Here is a 20,954-nt window from a genome sequence, read left to right as displayed (position 1 = left end):
AATGGAAGTGAGTGATTTAAAGGGAGGAAGACATGAAGAAGATATTGGTCATTGATGATCATCCGGCTGTCATGGAAGGGACAAAAAGCATATTAGAATCAGATCAGCAGCTATCAGTCGATTGTTTAAGTCCTGATGCAGAAGCCGCCTTTTTAAAGACGCATGACTTTTCCATCTATGATGTGATTTTGATGGATTTAAATCTCGGGGATATCAATGGAATGGACATTGCGAAACAAATTCTAGAAACCAACCAACAAGTGAAAATCATCATTTATACAGGGTATGAAGTAGATGATTATTTTGAAGAGGCCATTCGGGCTGGATTGCACGGTGCAATTAGTAAAACAGAGACAAAAGACAAAATTATTGAATACATACACCGCACATTGCAAGGAGAAGTTGTCATTCAGCTATCCTATTTAAAGAAATTAATTTCACAGCAGCAAGAAAAGCCAGAACAGGCGCAGGAGACCGATCACGAGCTGTTAACAGAGCGAGAGTGTTTGATCCTCAGAGAAGTGGAAAAAGGATACACGAACCAAGAGATTGCCGATGTGCTGCATTTGAGCAAACGCTCGATTGAATACAGCTTGACGTCCATCTTTAATAAGCTGAATGTTGGCTCTCGAACCGAAGCGGTTTTAATTGCAAAATCTGAAAGTGTGCTGTAAACGTGTGAAGGGAGAGAACCCTGATGGAAGTGAATGGATCAAATACACTGCTTGAGGCACTGGGGATTGAGATTGTAGAGTGTAATGAGTCTCGATGCGTAGCGACAATGCCAGTCGATCACAGAACAAAACAGCCATTTGGACTGCTGCACGGAGGAGCTTCTGCTGCTCTAGCAGAAACAGTGGCAAGCATGGGAGCTGCGGCTCATTTAGACTTAACTCAGCAAGTTTGCTCAGGGATTGAAATCAATGCCAATCACTTAAAATCTGTACGTGATGGAGTAGTGACAGCGACGGCTGTTCCTGTACATGTCGGGCGCCGTACAATGGTATTTCAAATTGATATTAAAGATGATCGAGACCGGCACATCTGTACGTCAAGATGCACACTTGCTGTCATTGATCGCATATAAAAAAGCTCCCGGTGCAGCGGAAGCTTTTTTAGGTTGGATTAATCCATAAAAAGCAGATCCTCACATGAGAGGATCTGCTTTCGGTTTATAAGTACGAGTCTTCTTTGCGTTTAATCACGAAGTTACGAAAACCGCCATAATCATCCTGTACACTTCGTTTGTCCATCTTGACCCCCGTATTGTAGGCGGCTCTTCCGATCAAGTGTGCGCCGACTGGAGCTGTTAAAAAGATAAAGACAATTCCAAGTAGGATCTTCGCAGAAATAATCCCTGCAAGAAACCATTCGTGAAAGAACACCCCAACTAATATGAGGACAACACCAAGTGTCGATGCTTTTGATGCAGCATGCATACGTGTATAAACATCCGGCAGGCGAAGAACGCCAATGGCTGAAATGAGACAAAGGATGGCGCCAAGCAGGATAAAGAAAATGACAATAGCTTTAGCGATGACGATCATTTTCAATCACTTCCCCTTTCTCAAGGAATTTGGAAAAAGCGACAGTGCCGATAAAGGCAAGGATACCGAGCAGTAAAATAATTTCAAAGAACGTTGTCGTTTTCAGCAAAATAGAAACGATAGCTGTCATCCCAATTAAATTGATTCCTATCGCATCAAGCGCACTTACACGATCAGGAATAGAGGGCCCTTTGATAACCCGTATCACAAAAAGAAAGGTGGACAGCGCAAGAATGCCAAGTGAAATTTGTAATATGAGCTCCATTACTTACCGCTCACCTCCTGAATCGCTTTTTCAAATGAAACCCGGATATCGTGAATGGCTTTTTCTGCATCTTCAATATCCATCGCGTGAATGTATAAAATGGAACGATCATCAGAAATATCAATGACGAGTGTACCTGGTGTCAATGTAATCATATTAGCCAGTATGGTGATTTCCCAATCCGTTTTCAAATCTGTACGAAAGGCGAAAATACCGGGCTTAATGGTGAGCTTTGGAGATAATACGGTCTTTAATACACTTAAATTGGCAAGAAGCAGCTCCCGAATAAAAATCAATACGAGCTTGAAAATCGCAAACAGGGCATAGCCGTAAAAACGCTGCGGGAAAAACCGCCGAAGCATAAAAATGGCGACCATCCCTAGTACAAAGCCTGATACAAAGTCTGCGGCTCTGTATGTATCATTCATAAACATCCATGTAAAGGCGAGGAGAGCGTTTAGTAATATTTGAAAGGCCATGTTCATCTACTCCTTCAGCACAGCTTGAATATATTTTTCTGGTGTTGAGAGCATTTCCGCTGCTTGATTGATATAAGGGGCAATGAACTCTGTCCCTAACCCAATGGCAAGCGACAAGATCACAAGCAGTACGCCAGGGTACACCATTCCTTTAATCGACGGTTTCCTTCTTCGCATATCTTGATCCTCGCCCCAAAATGCGAGTATGAAGATCCTCATAATCGAATACAGGACAAGAAGGCTGGACATTAAGACAAGGATAGAAAAGGTCATGTGTCCAGCAGAAAATCCACCTTCTACAATCTTTAGCTTTCCAACAAACCCACTCAGAGGAGGAATTCCTGCTAGGGATAAAGCCGAAATGAAAAACATCCACCCTAGTAAAGGCTGAGATTGAATCAGTCCGCCCATCTTTTTCAAGTGGTTTGTGCCAGCGTATACAAAAAGTGCACCTACCAGCATAAATAAAGCGCCTTTAATCACCATGTCATGAATGAGATAATAAATGGCCCCTTGGAGTGAGGCAGGTGTATTGGCTGCAATCCCAAACAAAATGACCCCAACTGCTGTGACAATGTTATAGATGACGATCTTTTGCACATCAGAATAGGCAATAGAGCCAATCACACCGAATATCACCGTTAGTGCGGCAAACCAAGCCATGAGTGTATGTGTAAACCCTGTATCATGTATAAAAATTAACGTAAAGACTCTGGCAATCGCATATAAGCCAACCTTTGTCAGCAGTGCACCAAATAGAGCAGAAATAGCCGCTGGCGGTGCATGATATGATCCTGGCAGCCAGAAATAAAGCGGGAAGATCCCAGCTTTTAAGCCAAATACAATGAGAAACAGAATAGAAATGACAGTGATTAATCCTGTTTGCCCTGATTCAGCTATTTTCACGCTTAAATCAGCCATATTCAAAGTGCCCGTGACTGCATATAAGCAAGCGACACCGACAATAAATAATGCCGACGAGATGATATTAAATACAATATATTTGAGTGATTCTCGAAGCTGAGGCTTTGATCCGCCTAACACAATGAGCATATAAGACGCCATTAGCAGCAACTCAAAAAAGACAAACAGGTTGAAAATATCGCCTGTTAAAAAGGCCCCACTTACGCCAGCTAACAAAAATTGTACGCCAGAGTAATAGAAAAGCCGCTCCTTTTCCTTCCCAATTGTTTGAAAGGAGAATAGAACTGTCACTAGCCCAACAACGGAAGCGGTGAGCACAAGGAGCGCAGCAAACTGATCGGCCACAAGGGCAATCCCAAATGGTGCTTTCCAGCCTCCTAAATAGAGAGTTTGAATCCCATTAGTAAAGATGGTTTGGACTAAATACACATTACAGACAATGGCTAAGAGCGAAGCAAACACACTAAAGCCTCTCGACAGCATGATGTTCTTATTCATAAAGATCAATAGTGTAGCAGCTAATAATGGAATTAAAATTGGCAGGATCACGAGATTATTCATGCTGATCATTTCCTCTCATTTGATCCATGTCATCTGTTCGCAGCTCTTGGAAGGCACGGAAGGCCATGACAAGTAAAAAGGATGTCACACCAAAAGCAATGACAATGGCTGTTAAAATTAATGCTTGTGGTAATGGATCTACATAGGATGTGAGCCCCTCTTTTAAAATAGGTGGAGCTCCTTTTTTTAAGCCGCCCATTGTCAAAAGAAGCAAATGGACGCCGTGACTTAAAACAGCAGTACCGACGATGACCCGTAGAAGGCTTTTTGAAAGCATTAAATAGGTCGCCGCCATAAAAATAATACCGACGATTATAGACATTAGAAATTCCATTATTCCTTCTCTCCAATCGTTTGAATAATGGTCATGGTGACACCGACAACAACTAAATATACACCGATATCAAACAGTACGGCTGTCGCCAGTTCTGTTTTCCCTAAAAACGGCAGTTGAAAATAATCAAATGCATGGGATAGAAAAGGTGCACCGAATAGAAAGGATCCCATCCCCGTCAGGATCGCGACGAGCAGCCCGGTCGCTGCAACATAAATAAAATTAAAGGGCAGAATACGTCTCACTGTTTTCAGATCGTAGGCTAAAAGCAGAAGGACGACAGCACTGGCACTCATCAGGCCGCCAATGAACCCCCCGCCAGGATTATTATGTCCCGCAAGAAATAAGTGAAGGGAAAAAAGCAAGATGATGAATGCTGTGATTTTTGTTGTGACTTGTAAGAGCATATCATTCGTATCAATCTTCCTCATCGCCGCACGCCTCTCTTCCGTTTTCCTTGTGCCTGTGCCTTTAATAATCCATAAATACCGAGTGCCGCAATGGCAAGTACGGTAATTTCAAAGAGTGTATCAAAGCCCCTGAAATCTACAAGAATGACATTGACAATGTTGTCGCCGCCAGCAAGTTTATAGCTGTTTTCAATAAAGTAAGTTGAAATGGACTCAAGTGACTGCTGACTTGTGGAAGCAAAAGCAAGACAAGTGACAGTGAGACCAACACCTATTGAAATGATCAAATTGGTTAATTTGAATTTTCTCGTTTTTTGCTTTAAGCTCAGCTTCGGTAAATGATAGAAGCAAAGTAAAAACAGTGCGACAGAAATCGTTTCAATAATCAGCTGTGTCAGGGCAAGGTCAGGTGCCCTGAAAATCACGAAGAATAATGACAGCGTGTATCCCATGACACCTAGAGCAATAATGGCAGTTAAGCGTGAGCGGGCGAATACGGTCGTGACCGTCGCCGCCACCATCACAAGTGAAAGAATGGCTTCATACGTGCCAATTGGCGCAGCTTTTTCTGTTTCAAATGAGAAAGCTTGCTGATAGAACATCACGCTGCCAAGTACAATAATCATGAACCCAAACACATAGACAAGGTAATCACGAAGGAAACCAGTCATATAGCTGTTTGTCAGGCGGTATGAACCTTTTTCTAAACCGATTAGAGAACGATCGTATAACGTGTTAAATGACCATTTTTCCTTAAATATATTGTACATTGGACGCCATTTTGACAACGTCAAATATCCGATGATTCCTAAAGCGACAACACCCATTGTCATATAGAGCTCTGGCTTAAAGCCGTGCCATGCTTCAATTTTGACAACAATGTGTTTTCCAGGATCAATCGCATCAGGGATAATGGCTGCAATTGCAGGTTCAATGACAGAATAAGCAAGAATATTTGGGAAAAAGAAGAAAGTGACCACAAGTGCAGCGAGAATGATTGGCGGGATGAGCATGCCAATCGGTGCTTCATGCGGTTTTTTCTCTAATTGGTCTACATTCAGACGACCTCTAAATGTTTTAAAGAGAAGCATCATACTGTAAATGAACGTAAAGACACTAGCGAGCCAAGCAATTGCTGGAAAAATAGCGCCCCATGTCGAAATATCTGTAAAGCTGATCTCAGAAATACGTAACATACTTGTGAAAAACAGCTCTTTACTTAAGAAGCCGTTAAATGGCGGTAGTCCAGCCATTGAAAATGTACCGATTAGCGTAATCGTAAAGGTAATCGGCATGATGGTCATTAAACCACCTAATTTCCGAATGTCACGAGTACCTGTTTCGTGATCGATAATACCTGCTGCCATAAAGAGACTGCCTTTAAACGTAGCATGGTTAATGAGGTGAAAAATAGCAGCAAGAACGGCTGCGCCAAAAAAGGCAGGGTTGTTTTCATGAATCGCAGCTGCGCCGACGCCAAGCATGAGCATAATCATGCCGAGCTGACTAACTGTCGAGTAGGCCAGAATGGCTTTCAAATCATTTTGCCGGACGGCATGGAATGATCCCCAGAATAATGTGATAAGTCCGACAATGGATATGGTCCAGAACCACACCTCTGATATAGCAAAGATCGGACTGAAGCGGGCAACAAGATAAATACCGGCTTTCACCATCGTAGCAGAATGCAGATAACTGCTCACAGGGGTAGGTGCTTCCATTGCATCAGGCAGCCAGATATAGAATGGGAATTGCGCTGATTTCGTAAAGGCACCTAGTAAGATCAGGATCATGGCAGGGATAAAGTAAGGTGATGCCATAATGAGCTGAAGCTGATTGACTGCTTCACGAATACTGAATGAATCAGTGATCAGGTAGATGAGGATGAAGCCACCAAGCATAGCTAATCCGCCAAAAACAGTAATAAGCAGTGATTTGGTTGCACCATATCTAGAGCGCTCCCGCTTATACCAATACCCAATTAAGAGGAAGGAAGAAATACTCGTTAGCTCCCAAAACAAGTACAGAACCACCATATTGTCAGAGAGAACCACACCAAGCATAGCGGTCATAAACATTAACAAATACGTATAGAAAGAGCCAAGCTGTTCTTTTTCTTTTGATAAGTAGAAAATACTGTACAAGACCACAAGTGCGCCAATACCTGTAATTAATAATGCAAATAACAAGCTAAGGCCATCAACATATACAGTAAAATTCATCCCTAAAGATGGAATCCATTCAGCTTGTGAGAAAAGCGTTCGTCCATTCGAGGTAATGTGTAACATTTGGATGAAATAGGTGAATAAAAGAATCGGCAAGATGAGAACAAACCACCCTGTATGTATACGCCTTACATATTTAAAAAGGAAAGGTACAACAAAGGCGAGTAAAAAAGGTGATAGGATGGCGAAGTGAATAAGCTGCAAGAAAATGAACCTCCTTTGATCAATATAAATTCACGTTCTAAAGAACTGGTAATTAAAATTATATCTTAAATACAGCCATAGTGCATTGGTTTGAAACGATTTCGAGCAAACTGTATTTGTTTTGGGTTCTTTTGACCACAAAAATAATTTTATCAAAAATGAAACTCATTGTATATTGTTTTGTTTTTCGTACATGCTTTTCTTAAAGGAGCTGATTAAATGAAACGAAAGATCGCCATCAGCTTAAGCATATTCTGCACGATTTTAGGAGGAGCATTCTTGATTGACCGAAATGATCAAAAAAGGTGGCAGGACGGCAGTGAATGGCCGCTATTTTCTGAGCACCTTTTCCGCATGAGCTATCAGGAAACTAAGCTGTATCCTTTTCAGCCTAGGGAATATTTACGAATTGTATTAGCTGATGAATAAAATCATATAGGATAAAAGAAATATAAAAAAGCATGTGCCTATGAGAGGGCACATGCTTTTGATGTTTCAATGTTTTAAGTAAACATTCTAAGTAAGATTGTTGCGCAGATCACAGTTGCTGCTCCGCCAAGACGTGTAGATACTTGTGCGAAAGGCATGAGACCCATTCTTCCAGAAGCTGAAAGGATCGCAACGTCACCAGTACCGCCAAGTCCGCTGTGACAGCCTGTCACAATCGCAGATTCTACTGGGTACATGTTCATCAATTTCCCAACGAAGTAACCAGAACCCACCATTCCAAGAACGACAGCGATACATACACAAACGAATGGAATAGAAATCACTGTTGCTACATCATCAAGTGGAATGTATAGAATCCCTAGACCGACCATAAGCGGCCATGTAAAGCTTCTTGATACAAACTTGTAGAACTGCTGTGAGCCATCTTGCAGATGCTGAGGCATCACGTTTAAGTATTTGATTAAAGCGGCAAGAACAATCATTAAGATTGGACCTGGAATATGAACAAAGCTTTCTAATAAACCACCAAAAATGAACGTTGTACAAGCCACGAGTACACCAGCACCCATTAACCCAAAATCAACTTTTGGATCCATATCAGGCTGTTCAAAAATTTCATTTGCCTCTTTAGATTTTACAAGACGACCATTCCCGTTTAGTTCAGGACGTTTTTCACCAAGCTTCTTCATTGCGCCAGCACAGATAATGGCAATGACGTTCCCAATGACGGCAGCAGGAATTAATTGAGAGATTAATGACTCTGCTGATACACCAAGAATTTGTGAATAAGCAATAGATAATGGCAAAATCCCTTCTCCAACACCACCAGCAATAATCGGAACAATAATAAAGAAGAACGAATGATGCGGTGTGTAACCAACTAAAAGACCAACAAGAATTCCGGCAGTCACAGCTGCAATTGTACCTGCAACAAGAGGAACAAACATACGAATAAGGCCTTGTACTAAAACAGTTCGCTGCATCCCAAGAATACTACCTACTACAAGAGCAGAAATATAGAAGTAAAGGAAGTTCGACGTCTTCATAAGAGACGTAACCGCTTCCAACGAGTTCGGATTCAGAACATGAAAAAAGACCAGGAACGATGGTACGAATAAAGAAAGAATCGCCGGTCCACCAATATCTTTTAATATCGGAATACGTTGTCCTATATCTCCAAGGAAAATCCCCAAAATCATAATAACAGCGAAACCACCAAGCATATTTGCTGGAATTTTATTAAAATAAGCGGCAGTTAAAATAATCGCTGCAAGTACTAAATACACAGGTAAGTCAATAACACCAATTTTCCAAGACATGATCTTACGGAAAACGCTTTTATTATTGTCAGAATCGTCTGTAATCGATTTCAATTGTTGTGTATTAGCCACATAAACACCCCCAAATGCTATTTGTCTCAATTGTAGAAGATTCTGTGACACTCATCTATTTATTAAACTAAATTAAGTGTAATAAAAGTAAAATAAACAGGAGTTTTTATGTTTTTATCATACAAAAATCCCCTGAAGGTAGTTTATCCTTCAGGGGATTGATCATACATCGTTATTATCGTTTTCCTTTTAAATAAGGTGTCCCAAGTGCTTTCGGTGCATCTGCTCGGCCGATGAAGCCAGTGAGTGCTAGGATGGTCAGCACATATGGTGCAATGAGCATATACACGTTCGGTATATCTTGGAAGAGCGGCAGGAGAGAGCCTATAATGCTTAAACTTTGAGCAAATCCAAAGAATAAAGCAGCGCCCATTGCGCCGAATGGGTGCCATTTACCGAAGACAAGTGCAGCTAGTGCGATGAATCCTTGTCCAGTTATGGTCGCATGTGAGAAATCAAGTGCGATGGTTGACGCATAAACAGCTCCGCCAAGACCACCAAACAGTCCACTAATAAAGACACCGATATAGCGCATCCGGTACACTTTGATTCCCATTGTATCAGCAGCCATTGGATGTTCTCCGACTGCACGAAGACGAAGACCAAACGGCATTTTAAATAAAACAAACCAAGCAACAACCGCAAGCGCTAATGCGAGTATGGACGTATAATAAACATCTTTAAAGAAGATATCGCCAATTATCGGAATGTCACTTAAAAGGGGAATATCCCCTTTATAGAAAGGCTCTGTAATTTTATCTGTTTGAGCTTTCCCGTAAATGAGTTTCACGACAAACAGCGTAGCGCCAAGTGCCAGCATGTTAATCGCAACACCACTGACCGTTTGATCTGCACGGAATGTAATGGTCGCAACTGCATGAATGAGAGAGAACAATCCGCCAATCGCCATTCCGACGAGGAGCCCAAGCCACGGGGTCAAGGCCCCGAATGTATCAGCAAAAAACAAGTTAAAGATAATACTGGAAAATGCTCCGACGACCATCAAACCTTCAAGACCGATATTCACAACACCTGATCTTTCTGAAAAGACGCCTCCAAGAGCGGTTAAAATAAGTGGTGCAGCATAGACAAGTGTTGCTGGGACGATGATTTCAAGAATTTGCAGAAATCCCACTTATTTTCCCCCCTTTTTCTTCATTTGGTTCATCACAAGACGGATAATATAGCTTGAGGCGACGAAAAGAATAATGATCGCAATGACAATATCAACGACCTCAGTTGGTACGCCAGATTCAAGTGGCATATTTAAAGCGCCGACCTTCAATCCACCAAGCAGCAGTGCAGCAAGAACAACACCAACAGCAGTATTTCCACCTAATAAAGCGACGGCGATTCCGTCAAAACCTACACCGGTAAACGAGCCTTTAATTGATGCATATTCAAATGTACCAAGACCTTCCATTGCGCCTGCAAGACCTGCAAAAGCACCTGAAATGAGCATCGCATAAATGATATTGCGGCGAACATTCATACCGGCATAATGGGATGCCTGCTGGTTCATTCCAACAGCCCGCAATTCAAAGCCTTTAGAGGTTTTTTGAATAATGACCCACATCACGACCGCAGCTATAATGGCAACAAAAATACCATTATGCATCCGGGAGAAATCGGTGATTTGTTCAAAGAAACCAGAGCGAAGCGAGGCAGTGGCATCGATTTTTTCTGTTTTATCTTTATTATTTGTTAAGACATTTGAAATCAAATAGTTCGTCACATGAAGGGCAATGTAGTTCATCATGATCGTGACAATCACTTCATGAACATAAAAACGAGCCTTTAAAAACCCAGGAATAAAGCCCCATAATGCACCAGCAGCAGCTGCGGTGATGAGTGCAAGTGGCAGATGGATGTACATAGGTGCATGGACAGTTGTACCGATCCATACAGCAGCTACCCAGCCAATGAGCATTTGACCTTCTACACCGATATTAAAGAGACCTGTCCGAAATGCAAAAGCAACAGCAAGCCCTGATAAAATGTAAGGTGTCACTTGTCTGATGGTTTCTCCCATATAATAGGTTTCACCGAAGACGCCATTCCAAAGGGCGCCATAGCCTTCGATGACACTATAACCGCTTGCCAGCATAATAATGGCCCCAACAAAAAGACCAAGTACAATGGCTATAAGCGGAATAAGCAGATTTGTTAAGCGATTAGACATTTGCTTCTTTCCCCACTTCCTGTTGCGTACTTCCAGCCATTAATAGACCAAGCTCTTGCTCTGTTGTTTCTTTTGGATCAACGATGGCAATAATGCTGCCTTCGAATATAACAGCAATCTTATCACTGACATTCATAATTTCATCAAGCTCAAATGAGATGAGGAGGACGGCTTTGCCTGTGTCCCTTTGCTCAATGAGGCGCTTATGAACAAATTCAATCGCACCAACATCAAGTCCACGTGTCGGCTGAGCGGCAATTAATAAATCGGGATTGCGGTCAACTTCACGGCCAATAATGGCTTTTTGCTGATTCCCGCCTGACAGGGCGCGTGCCTCTGTATATTCACTCGGTGTTCTTACGTCATACTCGGCAATGATTTGCTTTGCCTTTTGGTATATATTTTTCATATTCATCAAGCCAAATTTTGAGTATGGACGCTGGTAATACGTTTGTAACGAAATATTCTCTCCTATTGAAAAATCAAGCACTAGTCCGTGTTTATGACGGTCTTGAGGAATGTGTCCAATTCCAGATTCGGTCACCTTACGAGGCGGAAGATTTTGAATGGCTTTTCCGTTTAGCATGATCGTGCCAGATTCTGATTTTTTTAGACCGGTAATGGCTTCAATCAATTCAGATTGACCATTGCCATCGACTCCAGCAATACCAACAATTTCTCCAGCCTTTACTGAGAGGTTGAGATGTTTGACCGCTTCAATTCCTCGTGCGTCTTTTACCGTAAGATCCTGAATTTGAAGTACTTCCTCAGCAGGAGAGGCGTCTTTTTTGTCTGTCTTAAATGAAACTTCACGACCGACCATGAGGCTTGCAAGCTCATCTTTGTTTGTGCTTTCCACATCAAGTGTACGAATGCCTTGGCCTTTTCGGATAATGGTGACGCGGTGACATGCATCCATAATTTCTTTCAGCTTATGGGTAATTAAAATAATGGATTTGCCTTCATTGATTAAGTTTTTCATAATTTGTATGAGTTCTTTAATTTCTTGAGGTGTTAAGACGGCTGTTGGTTCGTCGAAGATCAAAATATCAGCGCCGCGGTAAAGAGTTTTTAAAATTTCTGCACGCTGCTGCATGCCGACAGAGATGTCAGATACTTTTGCGGCAGGGTCTATTTTTAAACCATAGCGGTCAGAAAGCTCTTGTACTTGTTGTATGGCTTGTTCTTTGTCGATCTTTCCAAATTTCTTGGGCTCTTTTCCTAAAATGATGTTTTCAGCGACGGTGAAGGTATCGACAAGCATAAAGTGCTGATGCACCATACCGATGCCTAAATCACTTGCATCATTCGGGCTAGAGATGGTCACAGGTTTTCCGTGAACCTTGATTTCACCTTTTTCAGGCTGGTACAGTCCGAAAAGCACGTTCATGAGCGTTGATTTTCCAGCGCCGTTTTCACCAAGCAGCGCATGAATTTCGCCCTTTTTTAGCTGCAGCGTAATGTTATCGTTTGCTACAATGCCAGGGAATTCTTTGCGTATATTCAACATTTCAATGACATAATCCACAGGTTTAACCGCTCCTTTTTTAGGGTGCTGATGAAGATAAAAACTAGCAAAAGAAAAGCTGCAAAACGAGGCTGCAGCTTTTCTTTTACCACCTTTTACGAATAAAGAGGAGGTAAAGGAGAAACAAGGGGATAAGGCGCGCTTATCCCGATGTTCAAATTAAGCTTTAAAATCTTTTAGTTCATCACGTGTTGCAGGGATTTTAATTTCGCCCTTGATGATTTTTTGTTTCCATTCTTCTACTTTCTTCAATACATCTTTATTAAGGTTGTCCTGAGATGGAGAAATGTCAAGAGCGCCTTCTTTCAGACCATATGTGATCACTTCGCCGCCAGGGAACTTACCTTCTTTTGCTTTCGTTGTTAAGTCTTGTACCGCTTTGTCTACTTTCTTAACCATAGAAGTAAGGGTGACACTTTGTTTTGTTCCAGGTACTTTTCCTTCGTCATACTGGTCTTTATCTACACCGATGACCCAAACTTTGCGGTTAGGATCCGCTTTTTTCAGGTTTTTCGCTTCTGTGAAAACACCAGTTCCAGTGCCGCCAGCAGCATGATAAATGATGTCGACGCCGGATTTGTACATGCTTTCAGCTGTTGCTTTCCCGATGTCTGCCTTATCGAATGCACCAGCATATTTCACTTCAACTTTTGCTTTCGGGTTAGCTGCTTCAACGCCTGCACGGAAACCAACTTCGAATTTTCTGACTAATTCAGAATCAACGCCGCCGACAAAACCAATTTTGTTTGATTTTGTAGAAAGAGCAGCCGCAACACCCACAAGGAATGATCCTTCATTTTCGTTGAACACAATGCTGGCTACGTTGTCTTTTTTCACGACAGCATCAACGATGGCAAAGTGGTTTTTCTTACGCTGATCTGCAATTTCACTAATAGAATCTTGCATTAAGAAACCAATTCCGTAAATCAGGTCGAATTTCTCACGAGCAAGTGTGTTTAAGTTTGTTGTATAGTCAGCGTCTGATTTAGATTGTAAGTAATCAAAGCCGTTTTTACCTTTTTTTAGATTGTTGTCTTTTCCAAATGCTTGTAAACCTTCCCAAGCTGATTGGTTAAACGATTTGTCATCGACACCACCGACATCAGTTACCATTGCAACAGTGAATTGATCTTTATCTTTTTTGCTTTCACCGCTGTTTGAGCCAGAGTTGCCGCATGCTCCAAGGATGGTTCCTGCTGCTACGACTAAGGACAATGCTAGTCCAATTTTGCGCTTCTTCAAAACATAACCCCCTATAAAATTTAAAAGTTTCAGAAAAGTCTCGCGAAAAAAGACCGACCTATCTCTTCTCAACCTTCTGAATAGGGTATTTTATCCTGCTTTCTCCTGAAACTTATGGAGGACAGGAGAGAAGATGTAAGACATCAGACTTATATCTCGTTGAACTAATCAATCATAATTTATCATTTCCAATCGAATAAATAAATAGAAATTTGTTTTATTTTAAAAAAAATGTTAAAAGGCTAAATTCGATGTCTTTTTATGTGCTGAAATATGATATAATGCCGCTTTTGTGATGTGATCTACTACAGTGGAACCACTGATATCAAGGGGTTTGTCACATCGTGTTCCAAAAAAAAACATCTGGCCTCTGTATAAGGTCAGATGTGTCAAATTATAGATATTGCTGAATTAAATTCATATTTGTTGTACTGAGTTTATATTGGAAAACAGGGCGTCCAATTGTCCCGTATGCCATTTCAACATCAACTACTTCGATGTCCTCAAGGAATTTCAAGTATTTTCTAATAGAGACTTGAGAGATTTCTGTATGATTCGCTAGGTCTTCGGTCGTGAAAGCCTGATGACCGAATGATTGAATACTTGTCCAGATGAGTTTGAGTGTGCTTTTGGTCAGGCCTTTTGGCAGAAGGACTTTTTCCGTCTCTGCTTTTTTATGAAAGAGCTTCGCATCTAAATCATTTTGCGAGATGCTGTTCATCGTTTGGTACAAGGCGTGTTTTCGTTTATATTCTGAGAGCGCTGATTGGAAACGTTCAAATTCAAACGGTTTGATCAAATAATCAACAGCCCCGTTTCGCATCGTTTGCTGGATCACGTCGACTTCATTGGCAGCTGAAATGACAATGACATCAACCGAATGATTTTGTTTGCGAATTTCTGATAATAATGCCAGGCCATTTTGTCCAGGCATATAAATATCGAGCAGTACAAGGTGAATGGCTTCTGTTTTTAAGATGTCCAGTGCCTGCTGAAAAGAGGTGGCAATCCCTTTTAATTCAAAGCCGTCGATTTGGGTCAGGTAGCGTTTGTTCAGCTCCCCAACCATTGGGTCGTCTTCTACTATTAACACATTAATCATGTGAATCCTCCTTTTGTTTATACGGAATACGGAGACTAAAGGTCGTTCCTTCTCCTTTTTCACTCGTGACAATCAGATGACCGTTCAATTTTTTGATGCTTTGATCAACGAAGTAGAGACCGAATCCTCTGTCTTCTCCTTTAGTTGAAAAGCCTTGATCAAACATGATGTCTTGTTCTTTTTTTGTGAGACCAACACCTGTGTCTGTAATTTCAATATGAAGCTGCTCCTGAACGTATCGGAATGAGATCGAGATGTTTTTCGTCTCAGTATGAGAAACAGCATCGAGTGCGTTATTTAACAGGTTGCCAATGACGGTAATGAGATCATGCGTCACTGCCGGGTCCTCTGAATTTGGGACTTGTGTGCTGCATATGACTTCTAAGGTCGCGCCTTGTTCCCTGATATAGCTTTGTTTTCCTAGTAAAAATCCTGCTAAAACAGAGTTTTTCACATGGTTGATGATTTCATTTGTTTCCGTCTGCTGATAGATCGCAATATCTTTGATATAAGTGCCAAGGTCATCGTAGTTTTTGAGCTGAACCAATCCTAAAATGACATGAAGCTTGTTCATAAATTCATGTGACTGGGCACGGAGGGCATTTGCATACATTTTGACTCCGCTCAGCTGCTCAGCCAAGTGTTTGACTTCTGTTTTGTCACGGAAGGTGGCGATTGCTCCAACGATCTCGCCCTTTACCGTAATCGGGACTTCGTTAAATACGAGCTCCAGTCCGTTCATTCTCACGTCGCGGTCAAGCAGCGGCTTGCGTGTTTCAATGACTTGCTTTAGACCGCTTGAAGGGAGGAGCACCTGAACATCTTGTTCTCTAGGATCAACCATAATGCCCATAATATGAAAGAGCCGTTTCGCTTCAGCATTGGCGAGCTTGATTTTACCGTGCTGATCGACGGCAAGAATCCCTTCTTTTGTTGATTCTAGCATGGCGCTTCGTTCTTTTAATAATGTAGCAATCTCATCTGGCTCTAGTCCAAACATAATTTTCTTCACTTTTCTTGCCACAATGAGTGCTCCAATGATACCAGAAAGAAGACTGAGCGATATGACGAAGTAGAGTGGAAGTAAGCTTTGATGAATAATCAAGTCAATTTCCTTTAATGTAATCCCTACTGCCACAGCCCCGAGCTGCTTCCCATTTTGATCATAAACCGGAACAAAAGCACGCATGGATCTGCCAAGTGTTCCAGAAGCCGTACTAATATGCTCTTTACCCTGTAATGCTAGTTTTTCATCACCGCCAGCAAACCGCTTCCCGATCTTCTGCGGATTTGGATGGGTTTTGCGAATGCCGTTCATATCCATCACGACAACGAATTCGGTTTTGGTGATTCGCTGAACACTTGTTGTATATTGACGGAGTGCTGAATACGATCGATTTTCTTCTAATGATTTCGCTGTGATCGGAGCCTCTGCGACCATTTTGGCAGTGGAGAGGGCGATGTCACGTTCCTGCTGATGAATGTTTTTAGCTGTTTCTGACCAGATCGTAAAGAAAGTGATACAAAGGGAGATCAGGACAACGATACAAACAAAAATCGTCAGTCGTGTTTGCAATCTTAATGTTTTTTTCACGAGTATACCCCTAACGCACGATTTTTTCGTAATAGTAATACTTTAACGGGAAAATGTAAGTTTGTGAAGGAATGTACGTGCAAAATCACAAATTTGATTTTGCTACCAGTTTACTTTGAAAGCATCTTGTCAATCCGTTTTAAGTGAGCCATAATAAATGTGAGCTTATGAGAAAGGATCTATTTATGAAAAATACATATTTGACTGGATATTTTCCGCTGATTTCGATTTTACTATTCAGCTCTGCTTTTTCGATTTTCACAGTAGGGATAATGACTGATTTCTTGACTCAAGCAGGTATTTTAAAAGGAATGCTGGAATTCTTCTCGGAACAGGGCATCCGGCTTGCTCTTTTTGCTGCTTTTGCACTTGTTTATTTTATGATTTTATCTGCCTTGAAACTGATTGCAGATACGGTGTTAGAGCTGGCGCTACTCTTTTTCGCGAAAGATCCTGAAGGAGAGAACTTAAAGAAAATTCGGATTGCATCCGTTGTTTATTTATTTGCCAGCTTGCTTGCATTTCTGCTGACGCAGCAGCTGATCTTGCTTGTCGGACTATTTGTTTTAGCAGGTCTTGTCTATTTTATCTGGGTTGTGGTCCGCATTTATCAATCGCTTTCTATGCTGAATTTAATTGGATTTATGATGTTTATTTTGCTGTTTTGGGCCACGTTTTTAATCGGCATTTTGTACTTATTTATTAAGCTTTATAACAGTGTTATGGCAAGTCTGCCTTCATAAACAGACAAAGAAAGCATCCTCCGATAGTGGAGGATGCTTTTTTTTATGATAGAAACCGTTTTTGAATATCAGGTGTAGGCATCATACAAGATGTTTTTTGACCGAACCATTTGTAGCGATTTTTCGCTATCCGCTCATAAAACCAATCACGGATAGGTCGCGGAATGGCAAGGAATAAATAACTCCATCTGTAGATTCCTTTTAAATGCCGCGTGGCTTTTAAGATGCCTGTCGACTTCGTATAAAGGGTGCCTTTTTCAATATAAATGAATGAATTAAACTCATCTAAAGGCAAACCGTTTTCTTTTAAAATGCGCTGCCCTGTCTCTGATTGTAATGAAGCAAACATCATTCGCTCATTTGGATCACGCTTAATCACAAACTGAACAGCGCCGCTGCACACGTTGCAGACACCATCAAATAAAATTAAATGGGATGGATGTGTTGAATGCATTGCAATCAAACCTCCTGTTTATCTGGCGTATTGCATCGTATTTTTCCAAATACGTAAGTGCGGACTTGAGCTGTAAATAGATTCAACCGTTCCTCTATCTCTTCCAACCCATACACCCATTGTATATTGATCTGTCAGTCCAACAAACCAAATGTCTTTGTAGTCATTGGATGTTCCTGTTTTACCACCAATGTAAGGGGAACTGAAATTCGCTTTTTTCCCTGTTCCGCTTTTTACAACGGAGGCAAGCAGTTTACGCATGGTGTCATTTGTCCGCTGAGAATACACTTGCTTCGGTGACTCTTTCCACTTGTAAAGTGTCTTGCCGTTTAAGTCTGTCACCTTCGTGATCGAATGATTTTGCGTGTAAGCACCTTGGTTGCCAAAGACGGTATACGCATCTGTTATTTCTAGCGGCGAGAAGCCCTTCGTAAATCCGCCAAGTGCAGAAGGAAGGCGGTAATCATCCGCTACGATATGCTCGAATGAGAATTTCTCTAAATAGCTAAAGCCCTTTTTGACACCGACTGTATCTAGCATTCGGATCGCAGGGGTATTGTAAGAGTTTTTAAAGGCTGTTTCAAGTGTGACGGTTCCATACGTTTTATGATTATAGTTCTGCGGACAGTATCCGCTGCTACAAAACTTGCCGGCACTAATTTTGCTTGAAGCTGTTGCACCGGTTTGGTCGATGTAAGGACCATAGTCTAAAAGCGGCTTAATCGCAGAACCAGGCTGTCTTTGCGCTTGATAGGCGTAGTTGAAATCAAACTTTTTATAGTTCTTCCCGCCAGCAAGTGCGACAATTTGATGCGTTTCATGATTAATGACCGCTGATCCGCCTTCTACACCTTGGTAAGGTAGCTGCGCATTGAGCTGATAGACGGCTCGTTGCTGTAAGGAAGGATCAAGTGCCGTATAAATTTTGACCCCATCCTGAAGCAGGGCACTGACCTTTTCAGATAATTCTTTTTGAATGGCTTTTTTTGCTCCATCTGTTTTCGCCTTCTTCAAGCGTTTTGTAAAGCCTTCCTGATCTGACACAAGATCGGTAAATTCCTCATTGGCGTATGTCACATAGTCAGGGTAAAGGTTTTTCTTTTCACTCAAGGACAGGCTGATTTTTTGTTTGACGGCTTTTTTGTATTGCTTTTTGGTGATGACGCCGTCTTTCTTTAAAATGCCAAGTAGTCGTTCTTGGCGTTTCTTTGTGTGTTTGAATTGCTTCAATGGGTCATACAGTGTTGGGTTGTTTGGAATCGCAGAGATAAATGCCATCTGTGCAAGCGTTAAAGAACTAAGTGGCTTATCAAAATAGTAATTAGCCGCAGAACCGACACCGTAAACACCATTACTGAAATAAATCGTATTTAAATAGCTTTCGAGTATTTCATCTTTCGAGAATTTCCGCTCTAATTCATAGGAATAGAGCAGCTCTGTAAACTTTCGGGTGAACGAACGTTCATGGCTTAAATATAAATTACGAGATAATTGCTGTGTGATCGTACTTGCGCCTTGGCTGATGCCATGGTTTTTCACATTTGAGGCAAGGGCACGAACAACTCCCATAAAGTCAATGCCTTTATGGTCATAAAAGTTACGGTCCTCTGAGCGGAGGAACAGCTCCTTCACATGATCAGGAATTTTATCATACGTGACGAACACTCGGTTTTCATCGTTTGAAACGATCTCTGAGATGAGAGAGCCATCCCGGTCATACATATAACTGTTTTGGGAAAAATCTATCTTTTCCAGCTTGATTTTTTGATCAAGCACTTCGTTCACAGGCTTCACACTTGCAGCTTCTTCCTTTGATAGATAAAAAGTCAGAACAAATAATGGAATGAGGGCAGCAAGTAATAACCAACCAATCATTGCACGAAACATGAGGTCACTCACTTTCTTCAATTTTCTAGCCATATCGTACCATTCTTTTGCGAATACGAGAAGGTTATTTTTAGAAAAGAATGGGCTTGAAGTCTAGTGAATAAGGCTTCTACACAAGAAAAAAGAGTATCTGATGCTGGATCAGACACTCCCTTCTTTTGCCTTCGACTGTGAGCGGACTGCCCATAAAAATAATGCGCCAAATAGAAAAATGCCGGCGGTGACATAAAAGACAGCTGGAATCCCGTAATGACTCGCCACAATGCCGCCAATCACCGGACCGACAACATTCCCAAGAAAACGGAAGCTGACATTGTATCCAAGCACTTCCCCTTGCATAGAGGCAGGTGCTTTGATCCGAATATACGCCGTCGTACATGGAATAATCCCGCCAAGTGCCATCCCGTATAGAAAACGGAAAAGTACTAACATCGCATAGGAATCCGCCATTGCTTGCGGGATGAATAAAATAGAGGAGAGGATGAGAAGGGCAAGCAGCACCTTGTCGTGACCAATTCGATCTCCCAGATCTCCCCATTTTCGTGTAAAGAGCAGGTTGCCAAGTCCAGTTGCAGAGAACGCAAGACCTGCATAAAATGCGAGATTAACAGGACCGTGTAAATCATGAATGTATAAAGCCAAAAGTGGCTGAATGCTAAAGTTCCCTACTTGTGTAATGAACGTTAAAAGCATCGTGACGACAAGCAAAGGCTGTTTGAAAATATGAACGAGCACATCCTTCCGTGAGTAAGAAACGCGCCTCGCTTCTTTTGAACGGATGGGATGTTCTTTCACTCCGAAAATAATCACAATTGCTGACACATAAATGACAGCCGCTGTGAGGAAAAACGTATAAATAAATCCGACGCTGTCTGCCATGAATCCGCCCATTAATGGACCAAACAATCCTCCGGCGACATTACTCATCTGCATCGTTCCAAGGGTTTTACCTGCAGTTGCCTTTTCCGTCTGTGCAGAGATGAGTGCCATTGAAGTCGAGATAAAACCTGTGACAAGCCCCATGAAGAGCCGCAGGGCGAATAGCTGATAAACGGTTTGCACAAGCCCCATTAATAGAATACTTGTTGCGATCCCAATCCCGTTAATGAGCAAAATCTTTTTATAGCCATGCCGATCTCCAATCCGTCCCCAAATCGGAGAAATCAGAAAGGCCGTTAAAAACGTGACGCCAAAGACATAGCCGCTCCATCTTTGGACAAATTCATTTGAATAACTGCTATCAAGAGATTCTATGTAAAGTGATAAAAAAGGGACGATCATTGTAATGCTGGCAGATACAAAAAAGTTCACAAACCACATGATGTACAAGTTTTTCTTCCTGTTTGTGATAGAGACCACCTTCTTTATTTATTTCGTGTTCCTTAATAATTATAAAGGAAACTAAACGATCTTTCATCTGATGAATAGGTTG

General features: G+C 41.6%; 21 protein-coding genes. 4 read left to right on the top strand and 17 right to left on the bottom strand.

The annotated features are described in order from the left end of the window. The first annotated feature begins 32 nt into the window (after positions 1 to 32). On the top strand, positions 33 to 674 hold the full coding sequence (locus NSS78_RS14760) for a response regulator transcription factor (RefSeq protein WP_003213500.1): 642 nt from the start codon (positions 33 to 35) through the stop codon (positions 672 to 674). Between the two features lie 23 nt (positions 675 to 697). After that, a complete protein-coding gene (locus tag NSS78_RS14755; RefSeq protein ID WP_106066313.1) occupies positions 698 to 1,087 on the top strand; it encodes a hotdog fold thioesterase in 390 nt (129 codons plus the stop codon). An 85-nt stretch (positions 1,088 to 1,172) separates the two neighbouring features. On the opposite strand, the gene mnhG is transcribed toward NSS78_RS14755, so the two are convergent. Genes mnhG through NSS78_RS14720 form a run of 7 tightly spaced genes read right to left on the bottom strand, consistent with a single transcriptional unit; the run spans position 1,173 to position 6,949 of the window. Beyond that, complete coding sequence (gene mnhG / locus NSS78_RS14750; protein WP_003213369.1) at positions 1,173 to 1,547, bottom strand: monovalent cation/H(+) antiporter subunit G; 375 nt, start codon at positions 1,545 to 1,547, stop codon at positions 1,173 to 1,175. Further along, entirely contained in the window at positions 1,531 to 1,812 is a 282-nt protein-coding gene (locus NSS78_RS14745) for a Na(+)/H(+) antiporter subunit F1 (RefSeq protein ID WP_003213177.1), read from the bottom strand. The genes mnhG and NSS78_RS14745 overlap by 17 nt, the downstream gene beginning before the upstream one ends. After that, positions 1,812 to 2,291 (bottom strand): Na+/H+ antiporter subunit E, encoded by a 480-nt coding sequence (locus NSS78_RS14740; RefSeq protein ID WP_044140819.1) that lies wholly within the window; start codon positions 2,289 to 2,291, stop codon positions 1,812 to 1,814. Before NSS78_RS14740 ends, NSS78_RS14745 begins: the two co-directional genes overlap by 1 nt. A gap of 6 nt (positions 2,292 to 2,297) precedes the next feature. Continuing rightward, positions 2,298 to 3,776 carry a Na+/H+ antiporter subunit D gene (locus tag NSS78_RS14735; RefSeq protein WP_309215906.1) on the bottom strand — a complete coding sequence of 493 codons (1,479 nt, stop codon included), beginning with the start codon at positions 3,774 to 3,776 and terminating at the stop codon, positions 2,298 to 2,300. Then, complete coding sequence (locus NSS78_RS14730; RefSeq protein ID WP_003213576.1) at positions 3,769 to 4,110, bottom strand: Na(+)/H(+) antiporter subunit C; 342 nt, start codon at positions 4,108 to 4,110, stop codon at positions 3,769 to 3,771. The genes NSS78_RS14735 and NSS78_RS14730 overlap by 8 nt, the downstream gene beginning before the upstream one ends. Next, positions 4,110 to 4,541: a Na(+)/H(+) antiporter subunit B gene (locus NSS78_RS14725; RefSeq protein ID WP_034620105.1), complete on the bottom strand. Its 432-nt coding sequence runs from the start codon at positions 4,539 to 4,541 to the stop codon at positions 4,110 to 4,112. The genes NSS78_RS14730 and NSS78_RS14725 overlap by 1 nt, the downstream gene beginning before the upstream one ends. Further along, positions 4,538 to 6,949 (bottom strand): Na+/H+ antiporter subunit A, encoded by a 2,412-nt coding sequence (locus NSS78_RS14720; RefSeq protein ID WP_212045486.1) that lies wholly within the window; start codon positions 6,947 to 6,949, stop codon positions 4,538 to 4,540. Before NSS78_RS14720 ends, NSS78_RS14725 begins: the two co-directional genes overlap by 4 nt. 219 nt (positions 6,950 to 7,168) lie before the next feature. Here NSS78_RS14720 and NSS78_RS14715 point away from each other — a divergent pair, with 219 nt between their 5' ends. After that, on the top strand, positions 7,169 to 7,378 hold the full coding sequence (locus NSS78_RS14715) for a hypothetical protein (protein ID WP_003213300.1): 210 nt from the start codon (positions 7,169 to 7,171) through the stop codon (positions 7,376 to 7,378). 74 nt (positions 7,379 to 7,452) lie between these two features. On the opposite strand, the gene NSS78_RS14710 is transcribed toward NSS78_RS14715, so the two are convergent. From NSS78_RS14710 to malK, 7 genes are all read right to left on the bottom strand, one after another. Next, entirely contained in the window at positions 7,453 to 8,790 is a 1,338-nt protein-coding gene (locus NSS78_RS14710; protein ID WP_003213451.1) for a 2-hydroxycarboxylate transporter family protein, read from the bottom strand. A gap of 175 nt (positions 8,791 to 8,965) precedes the next feature. Beyond that, on the bottom strand, positions 8,966 to 9,925 hold the full coding sequence (locus NSS78_RS14705) for an ABC transporter permease (protein WP_003213713.1): 960 nt from the start codon (positions 9,923 to 9,925) through the stop codon (positions 8,966 to 8,968). Further along, positions 9,926 to 10,972 (bottom strand): ABC transporter permease, encoded by a 1,047-nt coding sequence (locus NSS78_RS14700; RefSeq protein ID WP_003212654.1) that lies wholly within the window; start codon positions 10,970 to 10,972, stop codon positions 9,926 to 9,928. Continuing rightward, complete coding sequence (locus NSS78_RS14695; protein WP_003213375.1) at positions 10,965 to 12,500, bottom strand: ABC transporter ATP-binding protein; 1,536 nt, start codon at positions 12,498 to 12,500, stop codon at positions 10,965 to 10,967. Before NSS78_RS14695 ends, NSS78_RS14700 begins: the two co-directional genes overlap by 8 nt. Before the next feature lie 159 nt (positions 12,501 to 12,659). Next, the gene (locus NSS78_RS14690) at positions 12,660 to 13,742 is read right to left on the bottom strand and encodes a BMP family protein (protein ID WP_044140813.1); all 1,083 of its coding nucleotides are present in this window, start codon (positions 13,740 to 13,742) and stop codon (positions 12,660 to 12,662) included. Positions 13,743 to 14,136: 394 nt separating this feature from the next. Next, positions 14,137 to 14,844, bottom strand: coding sequence for a response regulator (locus tag NSS78_RS14685; protein ID WP_003213073.1), 708 nt, complete (start codon positions 14,842 to 14,844; stop codon positions 14,137 to 14,139). Continuing rightward, complete coding sequence (malK, locus tag NSS78_RS14680; RefSeq protein WP_050944037.1) at positions 14,837 to 16,438, bottom strand: malate sensor histidine kinase MalK; 1,602 nt, start codon at positions 16,436 to 16,438, stop codon at positions 14,837 to 14,839. The genes NSS78_RS14685 and malK overlap by 8 nt, the downstream gene beginning before the upstream one ends. Positions 16,439 to 16,623: 185 nt before the next feature. On the opposite strand from malK, the gene NSS78_RS14675 reads away from it, so the two are divergent. Then, the gene (locus NSS78_RS14675; protein ID WP_003212871.1) at positions 16,624 to 17,181 is read left to right on the top strand and encodes a YufK family protein; all 558 of its coding nucleotides are present in this window, start codon (positions 16,624 to 16,626) and stop codon (positions 17,179 to 17,181) included. A gap of 43 nt (positions 17,182 to 17,224) precedes the next feature. Here NSS78_RS14675 and NSS78_RS14670 read toward each other — a convergent pair whose 3' ends face one another. The 3 genes from NSS78_RS14670 to NSS78_RS14660 form a co-directional block, all read right to left on the bottom strand. Next, positions 17,225 to 17,635, bottom strand: coding sequence for a thiol-disulfide oxidoreductase DCC family protein (locus tag NSS78_RS14670; protein ID WP_003213597.1), 411 nt, complete (start codon positions 17,633 to 17,635; stop codon positions 17,225 to 17,227). Positions 17,636 to 17,653: 18 nt separating this feature from the next. Next, positions 17,654 to 19,555 (bottom strand): transglycosylase domain-containing protein, encoded by a 1,902-nt coding sequence (locus tag NSS78_RS14665; RefSeq protein WP_050944036.1) that lies wholly within the window; start codon positions 19,553 to 19,555, stop codon positions 17,654 to 17,656. A gap of 108 nt (positions 19,556 to 19,663) precedes the next feature. After that, entirely contained in the window at positions 19,664 to 20,842 is a 1,179-nt protein-coding gene (locus tag NSS78_RS14660) for an MFS transporter (RefSeq protein WP_309216248.1), read from the bottom strand. Positions 20,843 to 20,954 lie beyond the last annotated feature (112 nt).

It is taken from the genome of Bacillus sp. FSL W8-0920 (assembly GCF_038593215.1).
GTDB classification, from domain to species: domain Bacteria; phylum Bacillota; class Bacilli; order Bacillales; family Bacillaceae; genus Bacillus; species Bacillus pumilus.
This window is presented reverse-complemented; position numbering and strand designations above follow the sequence as displayed.

Excerpts from the sequence above, each read along its gene's own strand:
- NSS78_RS14760 (WP_003213500.1), top strand. The coding sequence starts at position 33 with ATGAAGAAGATATTGGTCATTGATGATCATCCGGCTGTCATGGAAGGG.
- NSS78_RS14755 (WP_106066313.1), top strand. The coding sequence starts at position 698 with ATGGAAGTGAATGGATCAAATACACTGCTTGAGGCACTGGGGATTGAG.
- mnhG (WP_003213369.1), bottom strand. The coding sequence starts at position 1,547 with ATGATCGTCATCGCTAAAGCTATTGTCATTTTCTTTATCCTGCTTGGC.
- NSS78_RS14745 (WP_003213177.1), bottom strand. The coding sequence starts at position 1,812 with ATGGAGCTCATATTACAAATTTCACTTGGCATTCTTGCGCTGTCCACC.
- NSS78_RS14740 (WP_044140819.1), bottom strand. The coding sequence starts at position 2,291 with ATGGCCTTTCAAATATTACTAAACGCTCTCCTCGCCTTTACATGGATG.
- NSS78_RS14735 (WP_309215906.1), bottom strand. The coding sequence starts at position 3,776 with ATGAATAATCTCGTGATCCTGCCAATTTTAATTCCATTATTAGCTGCT.
- NSS78_RS14730 (WP_003213576.1), bottom strand. The coding sequence starts at position 4,110 with ATGGAATTTCTAATGTCTATAATCGTCGGTATTATTTTTATGGCGGCG.
- NSS78_RS14725 (WP_034620105.1), bottom strand. The coding sequence starts at position 4,541 with ATGAGGAAGATTGATACGAATGATATGCTCTTACAAGTCACAACAAAA.
- NSS78_RS14715 (WP_003213300.1), top strand. The coding sequence starts at position 7,169 with ATGAAACGAAAGATCGCCATCAGCTTAAGCATATTCTGCACGATTTTA.
- NSS78_RS14700 (WP_003212654.1), bottom strand. The coding sequence starts at position 10,972 with ATGTCTAATCGCTTAACAAATCTGCTTATTCCGCTTATAGCCATTGTA.
- NSS78_RS14685 (WP_003213073.1), bottom strand. The coding sequence starts at position 14,844 with ATGATTAATGTGTTAATAGTAGAAGACGACCCAATGGTTGGGGAGCTG.
- NSS78_RS14675 (WP_003212871.1), top strand. The coding sequence starts at position 16,624 with ATGAAAAATACATATTTGACTGGATATTTTCCGCTGATTTCGATTTTA.
- NSS78_RS14670 (WP_003213597.1), bottom strand. The coding sequence starts at position 17,635 with ATGCATTCAACACATCCATCCCATTTAATTTTATTTGATGGTGTCTGC.
- NSS78_RS14665 (WP_050944036.1), bottom strand. The coding sequence starts at position 19,555 with ATGGCTAGAAAATTGAAGAAAGTGAGTGACCTCATGTTTCGTGCAATG.
- NSS78_RS14660 (WP_309216248.1), bottom strand. The coding sequence starts at position 20,842 with ATGTGGTTTGTGAACTTTTTTGTATCTGCCAGCATTACAATGATCGTC.